This is a genomic window from Pseudomonas putida NBRC 14164 (genome assembly GCF_000412675.1).
Taxonomy (GTDB): Bacteria; Pseudomonadota; Gammaproteobacteria; order Pseudomonadales; family Pseudomonadaceae; genus Aquipseudomonas; species Aquipseudomonas putida.
The window spans coordinates 2,809,960-2,832,467 of record NC_021505.1; the positions used below are offsets into that span (position 1 = coordinate 2,809,960).

Consider the following 22,508-nt stretch of genomic DNA (forward strand, 5'->3'; position numbering starts at 1 on the left):
ATTTTCATCGCATGGATTACGAGTTGCAGGAAGGCGGCATAGCGCTGCCAGCAGGGTTCGAGGACCGCACGGTCAACATGTTCGTCTTGGGTGCCAGTGTTCCCGCGCCGTTGAGCATCACCATCTCGCGTGACACCTTGCTGCCAGACGAAGCCCTGCAGGCCTATGTCGATCGCCAGGTCAAGATGCTGACCTCCAAGCTGCGTGGCTACACCCGTTTGGGCAACAAGGCCGTCGCGCTTTCTGCTACCGCACCCATTGCTGGTATTCAGATCGACGCCTATTACATGAACCAAGGCCGCCCGCTTTACCAGCGCCAGGCCGCCTTCATCATCAGCCCTGGCCGTGCGCTGATCTTCTCCACCACGGCACAGGCCGATTTCAGTGCCCAACAGAACCAGGACTGGGACAACCTGCTGGCGAGCTTCACTCCGCGCACGCCCGTAAGCCGTTCCGAGCCCGGCGAACAGGAGTAACCCCTCATGTTCGAAGCGGCCAGGTTCGGCGACGAGATATCGCACACCAGCGCGTTGGGGGGCTTCCTGATTGGCGCCGCCCTGGGTATAGCGCTGGTTGCCACGGTGGCGATCGCCACGTTCACCTGCGGGTTTGGCGTGGCGTTGCTGGCCGGTCTTGCAGCTGGTATTGGAGGCAGCTTGCTGACCGCTGCCGGAGAGGCGATAGGCAGTATGTTCTCGTCCCCTTCAGGGACGATAACCACTGCCTCACCCAATGTATTCATCAACAGCCGCAAGGCTGCGCGTGTTGAAAAAAGCATTGGCGCCTGCGACAAACACCCGGGGCCGGTGCAAATTGCCGAAGGCTCGACCAATGTATTCATCAACAGCGTGGCCGCTGCGCGCAAGGGCGACAAGCTGACCTGCGGCGCGACCATTTCCGGTGGTTCTGACAACGTCATCATCGGCGGCGGCACCCACCGCTACCTGCCCGTGGACGATGAAGTCCCGGAGTGGCTGCGCACCACCGTGGATGTGCTGATGGCCATCGCCGGTGCCGCAGGCGGTATTGCCCAGCTGATCAAGGCCGGTAGCCAAGCCGGCATGAAAGCCATCATGCCTTGCGCGCTAAAGTTCACTGCCGGCTTCGTCGCCGGTGAAGTGGCCAGCCGCTACGTGGTCGAACCCGTGGCCCGCAAGGCGATCGGCGGCCTGGTCGGCAACCCGGTCGATCTCACCACGGGCCGCAAGCTGATCCCCGATGAAATCGACTTCAGCCTGCCGGGCCTGATGCCGATCGAGTGGTCGCGCTTCTACGCCAGCGACCTGACGGTCGACAGCGTGCTCGGTCGCGGCTGGGTGCTGCCCTGGGAGCAGAGCCTGCGCCGCCAGGGTGCATTCATCTACCTCACCGACAACCAAGGCCGCGAAGTCCCGTTCGTGACCCTGCAACCGGGCGAACGAATCTACAACCCGCATGAGCAGGTGTACCTGGTGTGCACCGAGGGCGGCCACTACATCCTGCAGACCCTAGACAACCTGTTCTTCTACTTCGGCGAAGTGCCCGACACCAACACCGAAGTGCCGCTGCAACGCATCGAGAATGCCCTCGGCCACTTCCTGCACTTCACCCGCACGCCCGACGGCACGCTGACCGACATCAGCGCCACCGGCGGCACCCGCGTGCACCTGCACTACGACAACCCGCTGGGGCGCCTGACCGACATCAAGCGCGTGGTCAACAATGAGGCGGTCGAAACGCTCACCCAGTACCGCTACGACGAACACGGCCAGCTGAGCGCGGTGATCAACCGCAACGGCGACACCGTGCGCAGCTTCAGCTACGCCGACGGCCTGATGGTGACCCACAGCAACGCCCTGGGCCTGGGCTGCCACTACCGTTGGCAAACCCTGGGCGACAAGCCGCGCGTGGTCGAGCACTGGACCAGCGACGGCGAGCATTACCACTTCCGCTACGACCTCGACAGCCGCACCAGCTGGGCCACCGACGTGCTCGGCCGTGAGCTGCAAGTGCAGTACAACGCCGACCACCGCGTGGTCGCCAGCCGCGACTACGGTGGCGAACGCTATGCCATCGAACTGGACGAGCAGGGCAACATGGTCGGCCTTGACCTGCCAGACGGCAACCGGCTCGCCTTCAAGTACGATGAATACGCCCGCCTGCTGGAAGAAACCGATCCACTGGGGCGCAAGATCCAGTACGAGTACCACCACCTGACCACGCTGGTGACCAAAGTCAGCTACCCGGATGGCAGCACCTGGCAGGCGCGCTACGACGACAAGGGCAACCTGCTCGCCGAAATCGATGCCCTCGGCCAGATGACCGAGTACCTGAACAGCGATGACGGCCTGCCGCACACCATCATCGACGCGACCTACAAGTCCAAGTACCTGTGGTGGAACACCTTGGCCCAGGTCGAGCGTTATCAGGACTGCTCGGGCAAGAGCACGTACTACCGCTATGACGAGCGCCAGCACCTGGTCGCGGTAACGGACGCGCTGAACCAGACCACCACGCTGGAACGCAAGCCCGACGGCGAAGTGCAGCGCATCAGCCACCCGGACGGCACCACCGAAACCTTTACCTACAACGTCTACGGCCAGGTACTCAGCCACACCGACGGCAAGGGCCAGACCACCCGCCTGATGCGCACAGCCCGCGGCCTGCCGAGCAGCCGCCAGGATGGCAAGGGCCAGCGGGTTCGCTACGAGTACGACAAGGCCATTCGCCTGACCGCACTGGTCAACGAAAACAACGCCACGTACAGCTTTGCCTACGACGTGTCGGACCGGCTTAGCGAAGAAGTACGGGTGGATAACCTGACCCGGCGCTTCAGCTACAACGTCGGTGGCCATCTCACACGACTGGATGAGATTGGTTATGGCGAGAATGCCGAACGGCCAGAGCGTCATACGCTGTTCGAGCGTGATGCCATTGGTCGCCTGATCGCCAAACTGAATAGCGACGCACAACAGCGATTCACCTATGACGACGGTGACCGGTTGCTGAGCATCGAGCGGCAACCGACCGGGATCGGCAAGCAGCTTGGGATCACGGAAGAAAAGCTTGAGTACGCCTACGATCTGCTCGGTCGGCTGACCAAAGAAATCACCCCTGACGGCACGCTCGGCTACGAGTACGACCCACTCAGCAACCTGACCACGCTAACGTTACCGGATGGGCGCAAGGTCAATCACCTGTATTACGGCAGCGGCCATCTGCACCAGTTGAACCTGGACGGGCTGGTGATCAGCGACATGGAGCGAGACGACCTGCACCGCGAGGTGTACCGGACCCAGGGCAAGCTCACCAGTTGCTTCGGTTATGACGCCATGGGGCGCAAGGCGTGGCAGTTTGCGTCAACCTTGTCGGCTGACAAGCTCTCGCAGGTGCATAACACTGGCGTGAATACCTCGTTGCTGGTGGAGCATGCGTACAACCCGATCCACCGGCGTTACCAGTACGACCCGGCCGGTGAACTGGTGCGCACCCTCGACAAGCTGCGTGGCGAGATCAAGTACGAATATGAAGCCAACGGCCAGTTGCGTAGCCGTGATACCGGCTCGCTGGTAGGCAGTGAGGAGTTCCGCTACGACCCGGCAGCCAACCGCCTGGACTTCAATGCGCGGCAGTTCGACAAGGTCAAGGACAACCGGATCAAACAGTGGCGGGACCAGGAGTACCGCTACGATCCGTGGGGCAACCTGATCGAGAAGCGCTCGGGGCACAGCAAGCTGCAGAGCTTTAGTTATGACTGCGAGAACCGGCTGGTGCGGGCGGAGACGTTGGTTAACGGCAAGCTGGAAAGCCGAGGCGAGTACCGGTACGACAGCCTTGGGCGGCGGGTGGCCAAGCAGGCGGAAATTAACGGCATCACCGAGCAGAAGCGCTTCCTCTGGCAGGGGCTAAGGATGCTGCGGGAGGAAACGCCAGGGCAGAGCATCTTGTACCTGTACGAGCCGGGAAGCTATGCGCCGTTGGCGCGGGTCGATCAGGTGGAAGGGGAAGGGCAGAAGCTTTATTACTTCCATACTGACCAGATTGGTACGCCGTTGGAATTGACGGATAGCGAGGGTGGGATCGTCTGGCAGGCGACATTTCGGTCTTGGGGGGCGATTGAGCAACTGACGGTCAATGAAGTCGAGCAGAATCTACGGTTCCAGGGCCAGTACTTTGATGTTGAAGCGGAGCTTCATTACAATACGTTCCGATATTATGATCCTGAAATTGGACGATTTATTTCTCATGACCCTATAAGCTTGCTCGGTGGTGATAATTTATACATTTTCGCACCTAGTACCACTGGATGGATTGATCCTTGGGGGCTAAGCTGTCGAACAGAGTATCTGGGCAGAACCCCGGGCAAATCTAGCAGGACCGGCCGAAAAGTAATTGAAAATATGAGAGGCGAGGGTCGAATTAGAGGTAAAGGTGACTCGATGGAATTCAAAAGCTCGACCGATAAGCAGTGGTATCCGGTTCGAGAGGCTGATATGGCACATAAGTATGATGCGGTAACATATTGGAATGATAGAGGTGGGTTCTTTGGAGCTAAGTCTAAGGAGGTTAGAAAGTGGATGCTTGATCCGAAAAACTATGAGCTAGAGCATTATTCGTACAACAGGTCGGCAGGTGCAAAATTGAATCAGTTTTACCGGTCGCCAGATAATATTGTTGGTCCGCACGAAAGTTTTCAGTATTGAGGTGTTTATGAAAGATTTGTCGGAAGTGAACTTGCAGCTGTCTCAAAGGATAGTAGTGGCTATGGAGTCTGGAAATGAACTGCAAGAGAAAGGAGCTTATCAGGCTGCTTTAGAAAAGTACAAAGAGTCGTGGAGTATGCTTCCCGACCCAAAAGAGCAGTGGGATCTTTCCCACTGGATCGAAAAATGCAATTCCGAGGTCTATTTAAAGCAGCAAGATTATGAAAGTGCGAAGATATGGGCGCTCAAGGCGGTTGAGTCGAAACCACCTCGAGAAACGTCCAGTTTTATTATTCTTGGTGCATGTTTTCTCGGGTTGGGTGAGGAGAGATATGCATTTGACGAAATGAAAAAAGCTTTCGATATGGGCGGCGAGAGAGCATTCAAGGGGTTTGATAAAAAATATCTTGCTTTCTTTGCTGGTTTCAAAGGTTAAAGAATGGGATTTTTACCAGATCAGGTTCATGAGGAGATACTGGTTCTTAGTGAACAGGGTAATCTGCTGATGGAAAAAGGTCGATATCCTGATGCTGTCGAAGCTTTCACGGCTGCCTTGGTCAAACTGCCTGAACCCGTCGAGCAGTGGGAGGCGTTCGTTTGGTTGAAGGCCAGTATTGGGGACGCTCTATTTTTTATGCAGGACTATAGTCGGGCCTTGAGCGAGTTTTTTGAAGCCGCCAACGGCCCGGGCGGTGCACAGAATGCGTTCGTAATTCTACGTCTAGGCGAGTGTCTATACGAACAAGAAAATCCAGATGCGTTGGATTATTTATGCAAAGCATATTTTTTGGAAGGGGTAGATATTTTCAGAGGCGAAGATAAAAAATATTTTAGCGCCGTTGAATCTGCATTAGGAATGGCATGAATGTAACGTCTGTTTTTTGGGGCTAGATCTTATCAATGTCAACCTGTGACGTATCGTCAAGGCGAGAAAATGCTCGAAGGTATTTTGGGGAATTAATATAACTAAGGAAATATGGTGGTGAGCCATCCTAGTGAGCTAGTAACTTTCATGAGGGAAATGAACTGCTGGGAGGTTGAATTCTTTGATCAGCGTACAAAGACTCTGGCTCAGGGGGTAGAAGATCCTCGATACCGGCTCGCTTGTCCGTAGCGAAGAATTCCGCTACGACGCGGCAGCTAACCGCTTGGATCTCAACGCGCAGCAGTTTGCCAAGGTCAAGGACAAACGGATCAAACAGTGGCGGGACCAAGAATACCGCTACGACCCGTGGGGCAACCTGATCGAGAAACGCTCTGGGCACAGCAAGCTGCAGAGCTTTAGTTATGACTGCGAGAACCGGCTTGTGCCGGCGGAGACGGTGGTCGATGGCAAGCTGGAAAGCCAAGGTGAGTATCGGTACGACAGCCTTGGGCGGCGGGTGGCCAAGCAGGCGGAAATCAACGGCGAACTAGAACAGAAGCGCTTCCTCTGGCAGGGGCTGAGGATGCTGCGTGAGGAGACGCCTGGGCAGAACATTCTGTACCTGTACGAGCCGGGAAGCTATGCGCCGTTGGCGCGGGTTGATCAGGTGGAAGGGGAAGGGCAGAAGGTCTATTACTTCCATACGGATCAGATTGGGACGCCGCTGGAGCTGACGGACAGCGACGGGCAGATCGTCTGGCAGGCGACATATCGTTCCTGGGGAGCGTTAGAGCAACTGGTTATCGATGAGGTAGAGCAGAACCTGCGGTTCCAAGGGCAGTACTTCGATCATGAGGCAATTCTGCATTATAATACGTTCCGCTATTATGATCCTGAAATGGGTAGGTTTAAAGTCCAGGATCCATTAGGTTTGATGGGTGGGGATAATCTTTATCGTTACGGCCCGAACCCAATACTATGGATTGATCCTCTCGGCTGGATGCCATTGGCCAACCCAGTTAAAGTGGGTCATCACATGGTTCCTCATTCTTTAGCTACCTCTTTAGGGATAACCCCGTTCAACTCATTTAATAACGTCCCCTCCATGTTCTGGCTGGAGCCTGGGCAATGGAATAGAATGGAGCACAGCGGTATGCACGGTTACAATGGTTTGGGCGCGAGTACCAAGCCGGCTGTGACGCTAGATGCTTTCAAATCCGAAGGCCTAACGAATGAGAAATGGTTGCAGTCGTTGGAGGCACATTATAATAACCCGGAAATTTCCCACCTTAGAGGGGATTTAAGGCTTGTTGAGAACGGAAATCCTGGGCGTATTATTGCTGCAAATGTGTCCCCTGCCGAAGGTTGGGCAGCAACCAAGGCATGGGCGCGATCCAAAGGTGCAAGTTTGCCAGGGTGTAGTTGATGAATAACGCTAAAGTTAGTTACGTAGCAGTTAATGATTCGAGGCTAGTGGCTGGCGGTAAGCTAGAGATTGGTAGTGCGGTAGTGGGGTTGGACGAATTCGATTTTGGCGAGTTTGGGTCTATCCAGAGAAAAGTTGTTGTAGGCTGGCTTGGTGAAGAGCGAGCTAGATATTCTAGTGCTGTGCGTGCGCGAGAAATTTCCTCCAAGGAAATATCCATAGTTGTCGAGTCGGATGGGCCAGTTGTACTAGATCTCGGCTGCGAAAAACTGTTGCTGGATGTGCTGGATGAACAGAGGCAGGCTCGAACATCCTACAAGTTGTTTGTTAAAATTTCATTGGAAGTTCCGCTGGAAGCGTTTGGTGAGGTGCCGGATCATGTTAAGCCGCTAGTGCAATACTCTGAAATACTGCATGTCACGATTTCCCTCTCTGGCGGCGATGTAGGCACGCACATAGAATCAAGCTCCAACCGTCCGGTGTATGATGGGTACGGAGAGTTGGGTTTTTTTCTTGCTGACTTGGATAAAATGCATGAATATATTATTTCCAGGTTGGGTAATGGCGTGATTAATCTTAAGGACGCATTCTGTCAGACTGAAATTGCAAACGAGCTGTTTTCGGAGGGCTTATTGGTTTTAATCTGGGGGATGACGCCGTGGCACTATTATCTGTATGGCTCGAGCGAGCCTGAAGATGCTGCTTATATCCCAAAGCTCAGGAATCCCCAGTTCCAAGGTACCTATAGATTGCATCATGATATTCAAAATCCAAGCGTTGTTCCAGGTGAGTTTTTGCTGAATTGGCCTGAATGCCTTAGCAAGAGCTTTCCGAAGATACACATAGGTGGGGAAGGGGAGTTGTTGAAAGTCGAAATTAGTGTCATGGGTTTCTACATTCCAAATGTCGGCGTTGGACCTCCGCTTTCGGTAATCACTGCTAGCAGGGAAGAAAATGAGCCTATTATTGATCCGTTGCTAATGGTCGATATTGAGGCGGTAGAGCCTAGGTTATGTTTTGATGTGTCGTGAGATGCTGTTTGTAAGGTGTGGAATTGAACGCATATGGCGCAGGCATGAATATCCATTGATTGGTACGCGGTGCGTGGGCGTTAATGTGTAGAGGGAATTAAGTCCTGCAGTGCTAGTGGGTTGAGTTGCTGGATCTTTAACATCGATGAGGTGGAAGCGAATGCCAACTTTTGCCTCATTCGCTTCCAAATTACGAGCGTTACTAAAAGGCTTGGTATCTTCAGCAAGTCTTATTAAGCTTTTCATCATGAGCTTTTCTAGCTTCAAATATTCTTTTTGCCAACGAATGTGCGACTCGTCGTCTGGTCTAAGCCATACCTCGACAACCTGTTCTTCTACTTCGGCGAAGTGCCCGACACCAACACCGAAGTGCCGCTGCAACGCATCGAGAACGCCCTCGGCCACTTCCTGCACTTCACCCGCACACCCGACGGCATGCTGACTGACATCAGCGCCACCGGCGGCACCCGCGTGCACCTGCACTACGACAACCCGCTGGGGCGCCTGACCGACATCAAGCGCGTGGTCAACAATGAGGCGGTCGAAACGCTCACCCAGTACCGCTACGACGAACACGGCCAGCTGAGCGCGGTGATCAACCGCAACGGCGACACCGTGCGCAGCTTCAAGAGCACGTACTACCGCTATGACGAGCGCCAGCACCTGGTCGCGGTAACGGACGCGCTGAACCAGACCACCACGCTGGAACGCAAGCCCGACGGCGAAGTGCAGCGCATCAGCCACCCGGACGGCACCACCGAAACCTTTACCTACAACGTCTACGGCCAGGTACTCAGCCACACCGACGGCAAGGGCCAGACCACCCGCCTGATGCGCACAGCCCGCGGCCTGCCGAGCAGCCGCCAGGATGGCAAGGGCCAGCGGGTTCGCTACGAGTACGACAAGGCCATTCGCCTGACCGCACTGGTCAACGAAAACAACGCCACGTACAGCTTTGCCTACGACGTGTCGGACCGGCTTAGCGAAGAAGTACGGGTGGATAACCTGACCCGGCGCTTCAGCTACAACGTCGGTGGCCATCTCACACGACTGGATGAGATTGGCTATGGCGAAAATGCCGAACGGCCAGAGCGTCATACGCTGTTCGAGCGTGATGCCATTGGTCGCCTGATCGCCAAACTGAATAGCGACGCACAACAGCGATTCACCTATGACGACGGTGACCGGTTGCTGAGCATCGAGCGGCAACCGACCGGGATCGGCAAGCAGCTTGGGATCACGGAAGAAAAGCTTGAGTACGCCTACGATCTGCTCGGTCGGCTGACCAAAGAGATCACCCCCGCTGGCACCTTGGGCTATGAGTACGACCCACTCAGCAACCTGACCACGCTAACGTTACCGGATGGGCGCAAGGTCAATCACCTGTACTACGGCAGCGGCCACCTGCACCAGTTGAACCTGGACGGGCTGCTGATCAGTGACATGGCCGATCACCACTAACAGGAAATTGAAGCCATGCAAACCTACCAACAAGCCCCAGTACACACAGGCAATGATGCCCTGCTGCGGGCATACACGCCCTATGGTTATCACGTGGTTCGGGGCAGGCCTTTGTTGGCCTTTGCCGGCGAGGCTGTTGCGCAAGCGTCGCACTGTTATCTGCTGGGTAATGGCAAACGTGGCTACCACACCGTGCAAATGCGCTTTCTCAGCCCCGATGCATTCAGCCCGTTTGGTCGGGGAGGCCTCAATGCATACGCCTATTGCACGGGTGACCCCATCAACCATGTCGACCGCGATGGCCATTCGCCCACACGTGCAGTTGGGCAGGCCACCGGACTCGTATGGGGAACGGTGGGGATGCTCTCGTCGCTGAACAAGGCATCCAAAGCAATAGTCAAACGTTCGATTGCCAAGGCTGAAGGACGGCCAGTACCGAAGGAGTTTGATGACGCGAGCCGAACCAACAATGCGATGATATTTATTGGTGGGTTGGCCGGTACCGTGATCAAGGCACCCGGGGCAGCGCTCGCTCTTTCAGCGCCCTTTGAGTCAATAGGGGCGGAACTGGTGGCTGGGGCCGGGATAGGGGCTGCGTCTTTTGCGGGTGTGGGTAAAATCAGGCAACTGTTGACCGATATGAGGTCGACCTATCATCAAGCCAGGTTGAATAGACTGCCCTTCGGTAGGTTGGCCATTGAGTCCATCAAGGAAGCTACGGGGTGGAACCGAATACGCGGCCAGGAGTCGGCCATCCTCGAGCCGTTGCCAGAAAAAGTATCATTGGTTCGCCTGCCTGCCGGCAGGGGATGAACAGTCTGGCAAACGGTGCCAGGTCGCCTCGATGCTTTCGGTTCCACGGTGTGAAACCAGATTCGATTGTGCTTCATCTCTCCTCGCGCTTATCTGTCAGCCAAGCACGACCTGCCTTACCCGTCGTGACCTCAAGGCGAACAACAAGAACGGGAAACCACCCGCGCGAGGAGACTCTACATGTCCCGACATCAGCACATCCTGGCCTGGCTGAACGATGTGGCCAGCGACCTGCACGCGATCCGTCACGATATCCACGCCCACCCGGAACTGGGTTTTGAAGAAAGCCGCACCTCGGCGCTGGTCGCCCGGCTGCTCGAGGCGTGGGGCTATGAAGTGCACACCGGCATCGGCAAGACCGGTGTGGTCGGTGTGCTGCGCAATGGCAGCAGCACACGCCGGCTGGGCTTGCGCGCCGACATGGACGCGCTGCCCATCCACGAAGCAACGGGCGCGGCCTACAGCAGCCAGCACCAAGGTTGCATGCACGCCTGCGGCCATGACGGGCACACCACCATGCTGCTGGGCGCTGCGCGCTACCTGGCGGCAACCCGGCAGTTCGACGGCACGCTGACGCTGATCTTCCAGCCGGCCGAGGAGGGCCAAGGCGGTGCCGAGGCGATGCTGGCCGACGGCCTGCTGGAACGCTTCCCCTGCGATGCGCTGTTCGGCATGCACAACATGCCCGGGCTGCCGGCCGGGCATCTTGGTTTTCGCGAGGGGCCGATGATGGCCTCGCAAGACCTGCTCACGGTGACCCTCGACGGGGTGGGCGGCCATGGCTCGATGCCGCACCTGAGCGTAGACCCGCTGGTGGCAGCGGCCAGTGTGGTGATGGCGCTGCAAACCGTGGTGGCGCGCAACATCGATGCGCAGGAGGCTGCGGTGGTCACCGTCGGCGCCCTGCAGGCCGGCGAAGCGGCCAACGTGATTCCGCAACAGGCGCTGTTACGCCTTAGCCTGCGTGCGTTGAAGGCCGAGGTGCGGGCGCAGACCCTGGAGCGGGTGCGGGCAATTATCGTCAGCCAGGCCGAAAGCTTTGGTTGCCGTGCCAGCATCGAGCACCGCCCGGCCTACCCGGTGCTGGTCAACCATGCCGCAGAAAATGCCTTCGCCACGCAGGTGGGGGTGGAGTTGCTCGGTGCCGAGGCGGTGGATGGCAACACCCGCAAGCTGATGGGCAGCGAGGACTTCGCCTGGATGCTGCAGCGCTGCCCGGGCGCCTACCTGTTCATCGGCAATGGTGTATCGCGGCCGATGGTGCATAACCCGGCCTACGACTTCAACGACGACATCCTGCTGACCGGTGCCGCCTACTGGGGCGCGCTGGCAGAGCGCTGGCTCGCGCCCGCCTGACCTTTCCTTTTTGACGACTGCCGCTGGAACCCGGGCGCGACCGCGCCTGGGCGATCACCCAATCATTGTGTGGAGTGTTCCCTATGCAGACTTCGAGCACCGGCGTGTCGCGAACCCGGCAAGTGGTCGCCGCCGTTATCGGCAACGCCCTGGAGTGGTACGACTTTATTGTTTACGGCTTTCTGGCCAGCATCATCGCCCGGCAGTTTTTCCCGTCCGACGACGAGTACGCTTCGCTGCTGATGGCCCTGGCCACCTTTGGCGTCGGCTTTTTCATGCGCCCGGTGGGTGGCGTGTTGCTGGGCATGTACTCCGATCGCAAGGGCCGCAAGGCGGCGATGCAGATGATCATCCGCCTGATGACCGTGTCGATCGCCATGATCGCGTTTGCCCCCGACTACCTGGCCATCGGCATGGCCGCGCCGCTGCTGATCGTGGTGGCGCGCATGCTGCAGGGCTTTGCTACCGGTGGCGAGTACGCCAGCGCCACGGCGTTTCTGGTGGAGAGCGCGCCTGCACACCGCAAGGGCCTGTATGGCTCGTGGCAATTGGTAGGGCAGTGCCTGGCGGTGTTTTCCGGGGCGGCGATGGTGGCACTGGTTACCCACCTGTGCTCGCCTGAGGCGCTGGACAGCTGGGGCTGGCGCATCCCGTTCGTGCTGGGCCTGCTGATCGGCCCGGTCGGGTTGTGGATACGCAAGCATATGGAAGAGCCCGAGGAGTTCGTCGAGGCGCGCCGCCAGGCCAACGGCCAGTCGCCTAGCCTGTGGCAAGTACTGCGTGAGCATCGGCGCAGCCTGCTGGTGTCGATGGGGCTGGCCTGTGGCGCCACGGTGTCGTTCTACGTGGTGCTGGTGAACATGCCGACCTTCGCCCACAAGAGCCTCGGGCTGCCGCTGGACCAGGTGCTGCTGGTGCAGATGCTGGCCGTGGGGCTGATGACCGTGGTCATTCCTCTGGCAGGGGCGTTGTCTGACCGGGTGGGGCGGCGCCCGGTGCTGATGGCTTTCACCCTGGCCTTTTTCGTGATGGTGTACCCACTGTATGTGTGGGTGGCCGCTGCGCCTTCGCTGGAGCGCCTGCTGGTGATGCAACTACTGCTGTGCACGGCCATCGGCGGCTTCTTTGGCCCGGCCCCGACCGCCCTGGCCGAGCAGTTCCCGGTCGAGGTGCGCTCCACGGGTGTCTCGGTGGCCTATAACGTAGCGGTGATGGTGTTTGGCGGCTTTGCCCCGTTGATCGTCACCTGGCTTACCAAGGTGCTCGCTACCCCGGTGGCACCGTCGTTCTACGTGCTGTTCGCCTGCCTGCTGACGCTGATGGGTACCTATTGCCTGAAAGAAGCACCCCTGGCGGGCAAGCCTGCCACTTTCAACCTTGGAGTAAAACCGTGAAGCCGTTAGCCATCGACCCCATCGTTGCCCTCGATGCCCAAGCTTTGTCCCAGGCCATCCATGCCCGGCAGGTATCGTGCCGGGAAGTGATGCAGGCCTACCTGGCGCATATCGAACGCTGCAACCCGCAGGTCAACGCACTGGTGTCGCTGCGCCCGGCCGAGGCGGTGTTGGCCGAGGCCGATGAGCGTGACCGTGAGCTGACGCGAGGCCATTCCCGCGGCTGGATGCACGGCATGCCACAGGCGATCAAGGACCTGGCTGCCACTGCCGGGTTGCGCACCACCCTGGGCTCGCCGTTGTTCGCCGAACAGGTACCCGAGCATGACGCCATCAGCGTGGCGCGGGTGCGGGCGAGCGGGGCGCTGATCGTTGGCAAAAGCAACGTGCCGGAGTTCGGCCTCGGTTCGCAAACCTATAACACCCTGTTCGGTACCACCACCAATGCCTACGACCCGCATCGGGTGGCCGGCGGCAGCAGTGGCGGGGCTGCAGCGGCGCTGGCCATGCGCCTGCTGCCGGTGGCCGACGGCAGCGACATGATGGGGTCGCTGCGCAACCCGGCGGCGTTCAACAATGTGTTCGGCCTGCGCCCGTCGCAGGGCCGTGTGCCCCATGGTCCGGCACCCGAACTGTTCGTGCAGCAGCTGGCTACCGAAGGGCCGATGGGGCGCAGTGTGGTGGATGTGGCGCGGCTGTTGTCGACCCAGGCAGGCGTTGATGCACGAGTGCCGCTGTCGCTGAGCGAGGGCCGACGCGATTTCGCCGCAGGGCTGCACCGCGATTTTCGGGGTGTGCGGGTTGGCTGGCTGGGTGACTACAACGGCTACCTGCCGATGGATGAGGGGGTGTTGGGCCTGTGTGAAGCAGCGTTGGCCGATTTCGCGGAACTGGGCTGCCGGGTCGAGGCTTGCCAACCGGCATTCGACCCAGCTCGCTTGTGGCAATGCTGGCTCACCCACCGCCACTTCCTGGTGCACGGCAACCTCGGCGCGGCCTATGCCGACCCCGCCAGGCGCGCCTTGCTCAAGCCCGAAGCACAGTGGGAGGTAGAGGGCGCCTTGCAGCTGAGCGCGGCCTCGCTGTACCAGGCCTCGCTGGACCGCAGCGACTGGTACCGCGCCTTGGCCAACCTGTTCGAACGTTACGACTACCTGCTGTTGCCGTCGGCCCAGGTGTTCCCTTTCGATGCAAAACTGGCGTGGCCAATGGCCGTCGGGGGCCGGGCGATGGACACCTACCATCGCTGGATGGAGGTGGTGATCGGGCCGACCCTGGCCGGCTTGCCGAGCATCAGTGTGCCGGTCGGCTTCAACAGCGACGGTTTGCCCATGGGCCTGCAAATCATAGGCCCGGCCCAGGCCGATCATGCGGTGTTGCAACTGGCATACGCCCATGAGCAGCGGACCCGGTGGGTTGAGCGGCGCCCGCCACCGTGCCTGCTGGCCTGATGAAAGCACTGGGCAGGCGCGGTTCTTGCTGGCTATGCTGACCATCCAGCTACAGGGAGGTCATACCCATGGGCATTACGGCAGACAGTGGCGGCGTGCGTTCGGTGGAGCGGGCGCTGGCCATTGTCGACCTGCTGGGCGAGCATCAGGCACTGGGCCTGGAAGAACTGCATTACCTTACCGGCCTGCCCAAGGCCACGGCCTCGCGCATGCTGGCCACCTTGCAGGAGCAGGGCTGGGTCTACCGTGGCCTCAGCGACCGGCGTTATCGCCTGTGCGCGCGGCGGTTGTTCGGTGACCGGCAGATGCGCTTCAAGCGGCGCCTGGTGGAAAGTGCTGCACCAATGCTGCTGGACCTGAGCGAGCGCACCGGGCTGGTGGTGGACCTGTCGTGTTTCGACGGCGAGCGGCTGGAGGTGATGGAAAGCGCCATCCCTCAGGTATTGCGCAAGCGGTACCCGCATACCTGCCAGATCGTCGGCCACCATGCCAGCCTGTTTCACTCGGCGATGGGGCGGGCCTGCCTGGGTGAGCTGACGGTCGATGAAGTGCAACGCCTGGCGGCCCATGAGCGGCTGCGCGATGACGCGGTGCTGCGCAACATCGAAGAAGACGCGCACAAGGGCTTTGGCCAGCGGACCGAAGGGTACTGGGAGTACCCGGTGCGTTTGCCATTCCTGATCCGCGCCATTGCGCTGCCGGTGCATGCCGAAGGGCGCCTGGCCGGGAGCATTGCCTTACACTGGCCGCTCGATCAGGCGCCGGTTGAGCGAGTAATGAATTTGCACCTGAGCAGCCTGGCGACCACGGTAGGCGAGGTGCAGCGGGCCTTGGCGGTCTAGTGCTGACCTGCGCCGGCCTCTTCGCAGCGCAAGGCTGCTCCTATGTGAGCACGCGATACCTGTAGGAGCAGCCTTGTGCTGCGAAGAGGCCAGTGCAGGCCACAGCAAAAGCCGGCAGATGTTACTGGCCCTCGCGAAACCCGCTAGGGCTCACCCCCGCATGCTTGCGAAAGAACCGGCTGAAATACCCCACATCGGCAAACCCCAGCTCATGGGCGATCTCTTTCACACTCAGGCTCGAATGCCCAAGCATGCGCTTGGCCTCCAGCACCAGCCGGGAATTGATCACGTTCATGGGCGTCATGCCCAGGTGCTCCTGGCACAACCGCCCCAGGGTCGCCAGGGTCATGCCCAGCTCGGCGGCGTAGTCCGCCAGTGGCCAGTGCGCGCGGTAATACATGTCCACCAATTCACGGAAAGCGGTCAACTGCTGGCTGCGCCTTGACACTGGGCGCTGCCCACCGTGGGGCAGGTGCGGTTCATGGCGCAGCACCTGAATCAGCAGCGTCAGCAACAGCGCCATGCTGCTGGCCACATGCTCACGGGCGCGGTTGTGGTACTCCTCGCGCAAGGCCATGCACAGCGGCAGCAACGGGTCTTCGTCGGCTGCCCACGACGGCAGGGCGATCACCTGTGGTTTGCGCACCTGCGCCAGCAGGTTGGGTGCCAGCACCTGGGTAATGCTTTCCAGCGGGTGCTGGGCGGCGGTGATCACCAGGCCCTCGACCTGGCCGGCCCAATGGAAACCATGCACCACTTGCGCCGGTACATAGACCACGCAGGGTGCCTGTACCTGGAGCCGGTCACTGTCGAACAGCACTTCACCGCCGCCGCTCTGCAGGTACAGCAGCTGCAGCAAGCCTTCATGGCGGTGCGCGGCAATTTCCCAGTTGTGTGCGCCAGACCGCTGGGAGATCTGCTCCACATGCAGGGCTTCGTGCCACACCGGTTGTGCGGTTTCACCGTACAGGGCGTAGTTGGGGATCTTGTTCATGTTGTTGTAATTGTTCTGTTCGGTACCTGGCTACTGTGCCACAGCTGCCTGCAGGCTTCAGGCGGCAGGGCGAAAATTGTCGGGAATGTGGGGCTGGTTGCAGGTTTTGTCCATTCTGCCGGTGTGCCTGCCGGCCCTAGGCTGTGGCCCAGATGAAGCGACACTCTGGAGAGCACCATGCACAACAACAAAATCCCCTCTCAATGGCTGGGCCTGGACTCGGCCGTCTGTGTGGTAACCGGTGCCGCCGGTGGTATTGGCGCGGCGCTGGCCGGCGCCCTGGTCGGGCAGAACGCCCATGTGGTCCTGCTGGACCGTGACCTGGACAAATGCCGTGAACTGGCTGCCACCTTGGGTGAACACAGCGTCGGTGAGGTCAGCGCCCTGGGCTGCGACATAGCCGATCCGGCCAGCGTGGAGCAGTCCGCCGCCCAGGTTCAGGCGCTGCATGGGCGCTGCGATGTACTGGTCAACAATGCCAGCGTGCTGCGCCCCGGTGCGCTGGACGGGCTGGGCCTGGAGCAATGGAACCAGGTGCTGGCGGTCAACCTCACGGGCTACCTGTTGTGTGCCCAGGCCTTCGGCCGTTCGATGCTGGCCCGTGGCCAGGGCCGTATCGTGCACGTGGCCTCGATCGCCGCCCATTACCCGCAACCCAACAGCGGTGCCTACAGTGCGGCCAAGGCCGGGGTCAGCATGTTGTCGCGGCAGATTGCCGTGGAATGGGGGCCGCGCGGTGTACGCAGCAACGCAGTCTGCCCGGGGTTGATCCGCACACCCTTGTCCGCAGCGTTTTATGCCGACCCGCAGATCGAACGCCAGCGCTGCGCCATGACGGCCAACCAGCGCATTGGTGAGCCGCAGGATATCGCCGAAGCCGTGCTGTTCCTGGCCAGCCAGCGCGCCGACTACATCAACGGTGCAGAGCTGACCGTGGATGGCGGCCTCGAAAGCATGCCCATGGCGCTGATCCCGCGCCCAGGCTTTGAGGGGGCACGCGCATGACCACACGTAACTGCGATGTGCTGGTTGTCGGGGCGGGTGCTGGTGGCCTGGCGACCGCCATTACTGCAAAGAAGCATGGCCTTGACGTGATCGTCATCGAAAAAGACGACTGTTTTGGCGGTACCACGGCGTTTTCCGGCGGTGTGTTGTGGGTGCCCGGTAACAGGCACAGCGCCAACGACAGCCCTGAGGCGGCCATGACTTACCTGCGCAACGAAACCGATGCCTGCTTTGACGCGGCCGGGGTGGAGGCGTTCTTGCGCTACGGGCCGCAGATGGTGGACTTTTTCGAGACGGAAACCGCCGTGAAGTTCGTGCCCACGCTGTACCCCGACTATCACCCGCAAGTCGAAGGGGGCGTGGATGTGGGCCGCTCGATACTGGCCGCACCTTACGACATCCGCGGCTTGGGGCCGGACATGGCACGCCTGCGCCCGCCGCTGAAAACCATCACCTTCATCGGCATGATGTTCAATTCATCGAATGCCGACCTCAAGCACTTCTTCAACGTTACCCGCTCGTTGACTTCGTTCGTGTATGTGGCCAGGCGCCTGCTCACCCACCTGAAGGAGCTTGCCCTGTATCGCCGCGGTACCCAGGTTACCAGCGGCAATGCCTTGGCGGCGCGGCTGGTGCGCTCGGCATTGGACCTGGGCATCCCGATCCTCACCGGCACCCCGGCGCGGCAGTTGCTGCGCGACGGTGGGCGGGTGGTGGGGGCACTGGCCGGGCAAGGCAACAGCGAACTGCGCATTCAGGCACGGCGCGGTGTGGTGCTGGCCTGTGGCGGGTTCTCCCATGACCTGCAACGTTTGCGCCAGGCCTACCCGCATGTGCGCCGTGGTGGTGAGCATTTTTCACCGGTGCCAGCGGGTAATACCGGCGATGGCGCTCGCATGGCCGAGGCGTTGGGGGCAAAGGTTGATATCCGCCTGCAAGCGCCAGCCGCCTGGATGCCCGTGTCGAAGGTGCCGGTGGCGGGCGGGCGTTACATCGCCTTTCCGCATCTGCTCGACCGCTACAAACCGGGTGTGATCGGGGTGCTGCGTTCGGGCCAGCGTTTCACCAACGAGTCCAACTCCTACCACGACGTGGGCGCAGCACTGATCGAAGCCTGTGCCGGCCAGGCAGAAACAGCCATGTGGCTGGTGTGCGACCGCCGCACCCTGGCCAAGTACGGCCTGGGTTTCGCCAAGCCTGCCCCCATGCCGACGGGGGCCCTGTTGCGTAACGGCTACCTGCTCAAGGGCAATACCCTGGCTGAGCTGGCAGGCAAGGCCGGTATCGATGCGCAAGGGCTGGAACGGACCGTGCGCGATTACAACCTTGGCGCAGTGCAGGGTGAAGACCGCCAGCACGGCCGCGGCAGTACCAGCTTCAACCGCTACCTGGCAGACCCACAGCAACAGCCCAACCCCTGCGTGGCGCCAGTGGTTGAGGGGCCGTACTTTGCCGTGAAGGTCATCATGGGTGATCTGGGCACCTTCGACGGGCTGCGCACCAGCGTGGTCGGTGAAGTGCTGGCCGCCGACGGGCAGGCCATCGAAGGGTTGTATGCGGTGGGTAACGACCGTGCCAGCATCATGGGCGGCAACTACCCCGGTGCTGGCATTACCCTCGGGCCGATCATGACTTTTGGCTACATCACCGGGCGCCACCTGGCTGGTGTGGAGCAGGGGCTGGCGGCGGCGGGCAATGCGCGGGAGGTGGCGTGATGGACAAGGCAGTGGTCGACCACCGCATCTATACCATCCGGCCGCGCTGCATGGCGGCGTTTCTCGAAGCCTTCGACCAGTTGGCGATGCCGATCCTGCTGCGCCACCTCGGCGCACCACTGGCGTTCTACACCAGTAGCATCGGGCCGCTGAACCAGGTGGTGCACCTGTGGGGTTATGACAGCCTGGATGACTTTGAAAAGCGCAGCGCGGCGCGGGATGCCGACCCGGATTTTGCTGCTTATCTGCATGCCACCCGTGACCTGGTGGTGACGCAGGAAACACGGATCATCAGGCCTGTGTATCTGCGCAGCCTCGACAGGCAGTGATGTTGCCTGTGCTGGCCCAATCGCCGGCAAGCCGGCTCCCACAGGTGGAGTGCTGTTCTCAGGGGCCATGATCCCCCTGTGGGAGCTGGCTTGCCGGCGATTGGGCCGCAACGCGGCCCCGAAACACCGTCATAAAAACAACAACAGGTGATACCCATGAACAACACACTCGACGTGCGCCAACTGATCGACCAGCAACCCATCGGCCGCTACCAGAAATGGGTAGTATTCCTCGGCTTCCTGATCATCGCTCTGGACGGCCTGGACGTGGCCATCATCGGCTTCATTGCCCCGCAGCTGAAAAACGACTGGGGCCTGGATGCGCAAAGCCTGGGCCCGGTATTGAGCGCTGCGCTGATCGGCCTGGCCCTTGGCGCCCTGATTGCCGGCCCCTTGGCTGACCGCTACGGGCGCAAGGCGGTATTGCTGTGCAGCGTGCTGCTGTTTGGCATCTGGACCCTGGCCTCGGCGTTTTCCCCAAACCTGGAAACCCTGGTCGCGCTGCGTTTTCTTACCGGCCTGGGCCTGGGTGCTGCAATGCCCAATGCCAGCACCCTGGTCAGCGAATACGCCCCGGCGCGCAGCCGCTCGCTGCTGATCACCCTGGCGTTCTGCGGGTTCTCCCTGGGGGCAGCGATGGGTGGTTTCGTCAGCGCCTGGATGATACCCAACCTGGGCTGGCGCAGTGTGCTGGTGCTGGGCGGGGTGTTGCCGCTGCTGGTCCTGCCGCTGCTGTATTGGCGGCTACCGGAATCGGTCACCTTTTTGGTCAGCAAAGGTGCAGACCGCCAGCGCATTCTGGCCATTGTCCGCCGCCTGGCCCCTGAACATGTCAATGCCGACAGTACCTTCGTCATGCCCGCCAAACCCCAGGGCACTGGCGGTGCGATTGGCACCATCCTCTCGCCGCGCTACCGCTTTGGTACCTGCATGCTCTGGGCTGGCTACGTGCTGGCGCTGTTCCTGGTGTACCTGTTCAGCGGCTGGCTGCCGACACTGGTGAAGGAGGGCGGAGGTTTTTCGGTGTCTGAAGCCGCCATTGTCACGGCCTGTTTCCAGATTGGCGGCCCGGTAGGGGCGATTTCAGTGGGCTGGGCCATGGACCGCTGTAACCCGCAGCGCGTACTGATGCTGACGTTTCTGTTCAGCGGCGCGGTTATCTTCACGATTGGCCAGGTGGCGGGGGATTTCGCCTGGCTGTGCGCCATTGCCTGCGCCGTGGGCTTTGGGCTGAATGGCGCGAGCGTTGGCATGAATGCACTGGCGGCGGCCTTTTACCCGACGCAAGCGCGGGCGACCGGGGCCAGCTGGATGAGCGGCATCGGGCGCATTGGCGCCGTGCTCAGCGCCTTTGCCGGGGCCCAGATGCTGGCGCTGGGCTGGAGTTTTGAACAAGTGTTCGCTTCGCTGCTGTTGCCTGCTGCGCTGGCGGCATTGGCAGTATGGCTGCAGGGGCGAAATGCTGCGCTACGGTTTAGCGCTCAAGGCTGTACATCCGGCACTCCGCCAGCAACGCCAGCAGGTTCGGCTCCCGCTCCCTAGCCTTCAGAAACACTACGCCAATGTGCTGCTGCAAGCGGTATTGCGGCTTCAAGGCAATCAGCCGGACGCGGTTTTCGTACACAGCCGCGATACGCCCGGGCAGCAGGGCGAAGCCCACACCCGAGCTGACCATGCTCAGCACGGTGAAGATGTCATTCACCTGCATGGCCACCTTGGGCTCGAAGCCGGCCTGCTGGAACACCCGTGCGCCATCGCGGTGGGTGGCGAAGCCCTGGGTCAGGGTGATGAAGGTGGAGTCGGCGAGGTCGGCCAGGTCTACCTCGGCCTGTCCGGCGAAGGGCGAGTCGGTGGGGACAGCTAGGAAGATGTCGTCGGAGAACAGCGGCAGCTGCTCGCAGGCCGGGTCGCTGACGCTTTCGTCGAGTGACACCAGGACAGCTTCCAGCTCATGGTTTTTCAGGCGCTGCAGCAAGTCGACGTTGGAGCCCAGGGTAAGGTCGATGTTCAGCTCGCTGCGGCGCAGTTTCAGGCCCATGACCAGTTTGGGCACGGTTTTTACCGTCAGCGAGTAGAGCGCACCCAGGCGGAAGCGCTCGGCGTAGAACCCCGCGGCTTCGCGGGTTTGGCGCACCATCTGCTCGGCGTCCTGGATCAGCTGCCGGGCTTTCTTTTCCAGCACGTAGGCGCTTTCCAGCGGGATCAGCTGGCGGCCTTCGTGCTTGAACAACGGGCAGCGCAGGGCGCTTTCCAGCGAATGGATGGCGCGGTGCACGCTGACGGCACTGGTAGACAACTCGACCGCCGCGCGGCCGAGGTTGCCGGTGCGCATGAAGGCAAGAAAGGTTTCCAGCTTTTTGAGGGTCAGTTCTTCGTCGATCAGCATGGGGGCCTGGGTGGGTATGGCTATAGAGTTATGGGGTGTTTGAGATCGAGCGCCGCCCGCGCGGCGCTCGGTCTCAAACACACCCCACACCTTAAGCCATACGCTCGATCAATGCCCACAACGCCGGGTCATTGAAGTCGTTCACAACCAGCTTGGCACCCGCCTCCAGCAACCGCTGCGGCGTCTGCGTCGTGGCCACGCCCACGGTAAATATCCCCGCGCCACTGGCGGCCGCAACCCCCGGCAATGAATCCTCGAAGGCCAGCGCCTGCCTGGCCTCGGCGCCCAGCCGCTGCAGGCCGGTTAGGTAGGGCAGGGGGTCTGGCTTGGGCCGCGCCAGTTCCTCGGCCACCAGCACATGCTCGAACTGCTGGCCAAGGCCCATGGCGTTCAGCATGTGTTCGGCGTTCAGCCGCGGTGCGTTGGTCACCACGCACATGCCGATGTCATGGGCCTTGGCATGCTCCAGCAGGCGCAACAGGCCTGGCATCGGGTCAAGAGACGGTGACAGGTCGCGAAACAGCGCCTCCTTGCGGTCGGCCAGCGCCTGGCACTGCTCGACGCTCGCACCGCTAAACAGCTCGGCGAACAGCTCGCCGTTGGCGCGGCCGCTGACCTGGGCATCGAACTGCGCCTGGCTCAGTTCGCGGCCGTCATGCTCACGCAGCAGTTGGCGAAAGGCCTGCAGGTGCAGGGTGTCGGTGTCGGTGAGGGTTCCGTCGAGGTCGAACAGCAGGGCGGTCAGCATGGGGTATCCA

The 22,508-nt window shown here is 60.6% G+C and carries 17 protein-coding genes and 2 pseudogenes; 16 read left to right on the forward strand and 3 right to left on the reverse strand.

Annotated features, from left to right (window positions below; translation table 11 throughout):
* Nucleotides 1–11: 11 nt before the first annotated feature.
* From PP4_RS12500 to PP4_RS12555, 12 genes and pseudogenes are all read left to right on the forward strand, one after another.
* A complete protein-coding gene (locus PP4_RS12500) occupies nucleotides 12–476 on the forward strand; it encodes a DcrB-related protein (RefSeq protein ID WP_016499542.1) in 465 nt (154 codons plus the stop codon).
* Nucleotides 477–482: 6 nt separating this feature from the next.
* Entirely contained in the window at nucleotides 483–4,682 is a 4,200-nt protein-coding gene (locus PP4_RS12505) for an RHS repeat-associated core domain-containing protein (RefSeq protein ID WP_016499543.1), read from the forward strand.
* A 7-nt stretch (nucleotides 4,683–4,689) separates the two neighbouring features.
* The gene (locus PP4_RS12510) at nucleotides 4,690–5,118 is read left to right on the forward strand and encodes a hypothetical protein (RefSeq protein WP_016499544.1); all 429 of its coding nucleotides are present in this window, start codon (nucleotides 4,690–4,692) and stop codon (nucleotides 5,116–5,118) included.
* A gap of 3 nt (nucleotides 5,119–5,121) precedes the next feature.
* Nucleotides 5,122–5,547, forward strand: coding sequence for a tetratricopeptide repeat protein (locus PP4_RS12515; RefSeq protein ID WP_016499545.1), 426 nt, complete (start codon nucleotides 5,122–5,124; stop codon nucleotides 5,545–5,547).
* Nucleotides 5,548–5,773: 226 nt separating this feature from the next.
* Nucleotides 5,774–6,973, forward strand: a pseudogene (locus PP4_RS29515) (RHS repeat domain-containing protein); the annotation flags it as partial.
* Nucleotides 6,973–8,004: a hypothetical protein gene (locus PP4_RS12525; RefSeq protein ID WP_016499547.1), complete on the forward strand. Its 1,032-nt coding sequence runs from the start codon at nucleotides 6,973–6,975 to the stop codon at nucleotides 8,002–8,004. The pseudogene PP4_RS29515 and the gene PP4_RS12525, both read left to right, overlap by 1 nt.
* Nucleotides 8,005–8,322: 318 nt before the next feature.
* A pseudogene (locus tag PP4_RS12530) lies at nucleotides 8,323–9,450 on the forward strand (type IV secretion protein Rhs); the annotation flags it as partial.
* Nucleotides 9,451–9,480: 30 nt separating this feature from the next.
* Nucleotides 9,481–10,278: an RHS repeat-associated core domain-containing protein gene (locus tag PP4_RS12535; RefSeq protein ID WP_016499549.1), complete on the forward strand. Its 798-nt coding sequence runs from the start codon at nucleotides 9,481–9,483 to the stop codon at nucleotides 10,276–10,278.
* 180 nt (nucleotides 10,279–10,458) lie between these two features.
* Nucleotides 10,459–11,634 (forward strand): M20 aminoacylase family protein, encoded by a 1,176-nt coding sequence (locus tag PP4_RS12540; RefSeq protein WP_016499550.1) that lies wholly within the window; start codon nucleotides 10,459–10,461, stop codon nucleotides 11,632–11,634.
* A gap of 83 nt (nucleotides 11,635–11,717) precedes the next feature.
* Nucleotides 11,718–13,028 carry a citrate-proton symporter gene (locus PP4_RS12545; protein WP_016499551.1) on the forward strand — a complete coding sequence of 437 codons (1,311 nt, stop codon included), beginning with the start codon at nucleotides 11,718–11,720 and terminating at the stop codon, nucleotides 13,026–13,028.
* Nucleotides 13,025–14,479 carry an amidase gene (locus tag PP4_RS12550; RefSeq protein WP_016499552.1) on the forward strand — a complete coding sequence of 485 codons (1,455 nt, stop codon included), beginning with the start codon at nucleotides 13,025–13,027 and terminating at the stop codon, nucleotides 14,477–14,479. Before PP4_RS12545 ends, PP4_RS12550 begins: the two co-directional genes overlap by 4 nt.
* 68 nt (nucleotides 14,480–14,547) lie before the next feature.
* Entirely contained in the window at nucleotides 14,548–15,321 is a 774-nt protein-coding gene (locus PP4_RS12555; protein ID WP_016499553.1) for an IclR family transcriptional regulator, read from the forward strand.
* A gap of 121 nt (nucleotides 15,322–15,442) precedes the next feature.
* Here the strand turns inward: PP4_RS12555 and PP4_RS12560 are convergent, their stop codons facing one another.
* On the reverse strand, nucleotides 15,443–16,315 hold the full coding sequence (locus tag PP4_RS12560) for a helix-turn-helix domain-containing protein (protein WP_016499554.1): 873 nt from the start codon (nucleotides 16,313–16,315) through the stop codon (nucleotides 15,443–15,445).
* A gap of 177 nt (nucleotides 16,316–16,492) precedes the next feature.
* Here PP4_RS12560 and PP4_RS12565 point away from each other — a divergent pair, with 177 nt between their 5' ends.
* The 4 genes from PP4_RS12565 to PP4_RS12580 all read left to right on the forward strand — a co-directional run bounded on the left by PP4_RS12565 (nucleotide 16,493) and on the right by PP4_RS12580 (nucleotide 20,906).
* The gene (locus PP4_RS12565) at nucleotides 16,493–17,320 is read left to right on the forward strand and encodes an SDR family NAD(P)-dependent oxidoreductase (protein ID WP_016499555.1); all 828 of its coding nucleotides are present in this window, start codon (nucleotides 16,493–16,495) and stop codon (nucleotides 17,318–17,320) included.
* The gene (locus PP4_RS12570; RefSeq protein WP_016499556.1) at nucleotides 17,317–19,035 is read left to right on the forward strand and encodes an FAD-dependent oxidoreductase; all 1,719 of its coding nucleotides are present in this window, start codon (nucleotides 17,317–17,319) and stop codon (nucleotides 19,033–19,035) included. Before PP4_RS12565 ends, PP4_RS12570 begins: the two co-directional genes overlap by 4 nt.
* Nucleotides 19,035–19,364, forward strand: coding sequence for an NIPSNAP family protein (locus tag PP4_RS12575; protein WP_016499557.1), 330 nt, complete (start codon nucleotides 19,035–19,037; stop codon nucleotides 19,362–19,364). The genes PP4_RS12570 and PP4_RS12575 overlap by 1 nt, the downstream gene beginning before the upstream one ends.
* Nucleotides 19,365–19,520: 156 nt before the next feature.
* Nucleotides 19,521–20,906 (forward strand): MFS transporter, encoded by a 1,386-nt coding sequence (locus tag PP4_RS12580; RefSeq protein WP_016499558.1) that lies wholly within the window; start codon nucleotides 19,521–19,523, stop codon nucleotides 20,904–20,906.
* Here the strand turns inward: PP4_RS12580 and PP4_RS12585 are convergent.
* Both PP4_RS12585 and PP4_RS12590 read right to left on the reverse strand, forming a co-directional pair.
* Nucleotides 20,839–21,750 carry a LysR family transcriptional regulator gene (locus PP4_RS12585; protein ID WP_016499559.1) on the reverse strand — a complete coding sequence of 304 codons (912 nt, stop codon included), beginning with the start codon at nucleotides 21,748–21,750 and terminating at the stop codon, nucleotides 20,839–20,841. The genes PP4_RS12580 and PP4_RS12585 overlap by 68 nt on opposite strands.
* A gap of 91 nt (nucleotides 21,751–21,841) precedes the next feature.
* Nucleotides 21,842–22,498 carry an HAD family hydrolase gene (locus PP4_RS12590; protein WP_016499560.1) on the reverse strand — a complete coding sequence of 219 codons (657 nt, stop codon included), beginning with the start codon at nucleotides 22,496–22,498 and terminating at the stop codon, nucleotides 21,842–21,844.
* Between the last annotated feature and the right edge of the window lie 10 nt (nucleotides 22,499–22,508).

Bases quoted from the DNA above. Each gene is read 5' to 3' on its own strand.
- PP4_RS12575 (WP_016499557.1), top strand. From the start codon at position 19,035: ATGGACAAGGCAGTGGTCGACCACCGCATCTATACCATCCGGCCGCGC.
- PP4_RS12535 (WP_016499549.1), top strand. From the start codon at position 9,481: ATGCAAACCTACCAACAAGCCCCAGTACACACAGGCAATGATGCCCTG.
- PP4_RS12515 (WP_016499545.1), top strand. From the start codon at position 5,122: ATGGGATTTTTACCAGATCAGGTTCATGAGGAGATACTGGTTCTTAGT.
- PP4_RS12510 (WP_016499544.1), top strand. From the start codon at position 4,690: ATGAAAGATTTGTCGGAAGTGAACTTGCAGCTGTCTCAAAGGATAGTA.
- PP4_RS12580 (WP_016499558.1), top strand. From the start codon at position 19,521: ATGAACAACACACTCGACGTGCGCCAACTGATCGACCAGCAACCCATC.
- PP4_RS12590 (WP_016499560.1), bottom strand. From the start codon at position 22,498: ATGCTGACCGCCCTGCTGTTCGACCTCGACGGAACCCTCACCGACACC.
- PP4_RS12555 (WP_016499553.1), top strand. From the start codon at position 14,548: ATGGGCATTACGGCAGACAGTGGCGGCGTGCGTTCGGTGGAGCGGGCG.
- PP4_RS12505 (WP_016499543.1), top strand. From the start codon at position 483: ATGTTCGAAGCGGCCAGGTTCGGCGACGAGATATCGCACACCAGCGCG.
- PP4_RS12500 (WP_016499542.1), top strand. From the start codon at position 12: ATGGATTACGAGTTGCAGGAAGGCGGCATAGCGCTGCCAGCAGGGTTC.
- PP4_RS12540 (WP_016499550.1), top strand. From the start codon at position 10,459: ATGTCCCGACATCAGCACATCCTGGCCTGGCTGAACGATGTGGCCAGC.
- PP4_RS12565 (WP_016499555.1), top strand. From the start codon at position 16,493: ATGCACAACAACAAAATCCCCTCTCAATGGCTGGGCCTGGACTCGGCC.
- PP4_RS12525 (WP_016499547.1), top strand. From the start codon at position 6,973: ATGAATAACGCTAAAGTTAGTTACGTAGCAGTTAATGATTCGAGGCTA.
- PP4_RS12560 (WP_016499554.1), bottom strand. From the start codon at position 16,315: ATGAACAAGATCCCCAACTACGCCCTGTACGGTGAAACCGCACAACCG.
- PP4_RS12570 (WP_016499556.1), top strand. From the start codon at position 17,317: ATGACCACACGTAACTGCGATGTGCTGGTTGTCGGGGCGGGTGCTGGT.
- PP4_RS12585 (WP_016499559.1), bottom strand. From the start codon at position 21,750: ATGCTGATCGACGAAGAACTGACCCTCAAAAAGCTGGAAACCTTTCTT.
- PP4_RS12545 (WP_016499551.1), top strand. From the start codon at position 11,718: ATGCAGACTTCGAGCACCGGCGTGTCGCGAACCCGGCAAGTGGTCGCC.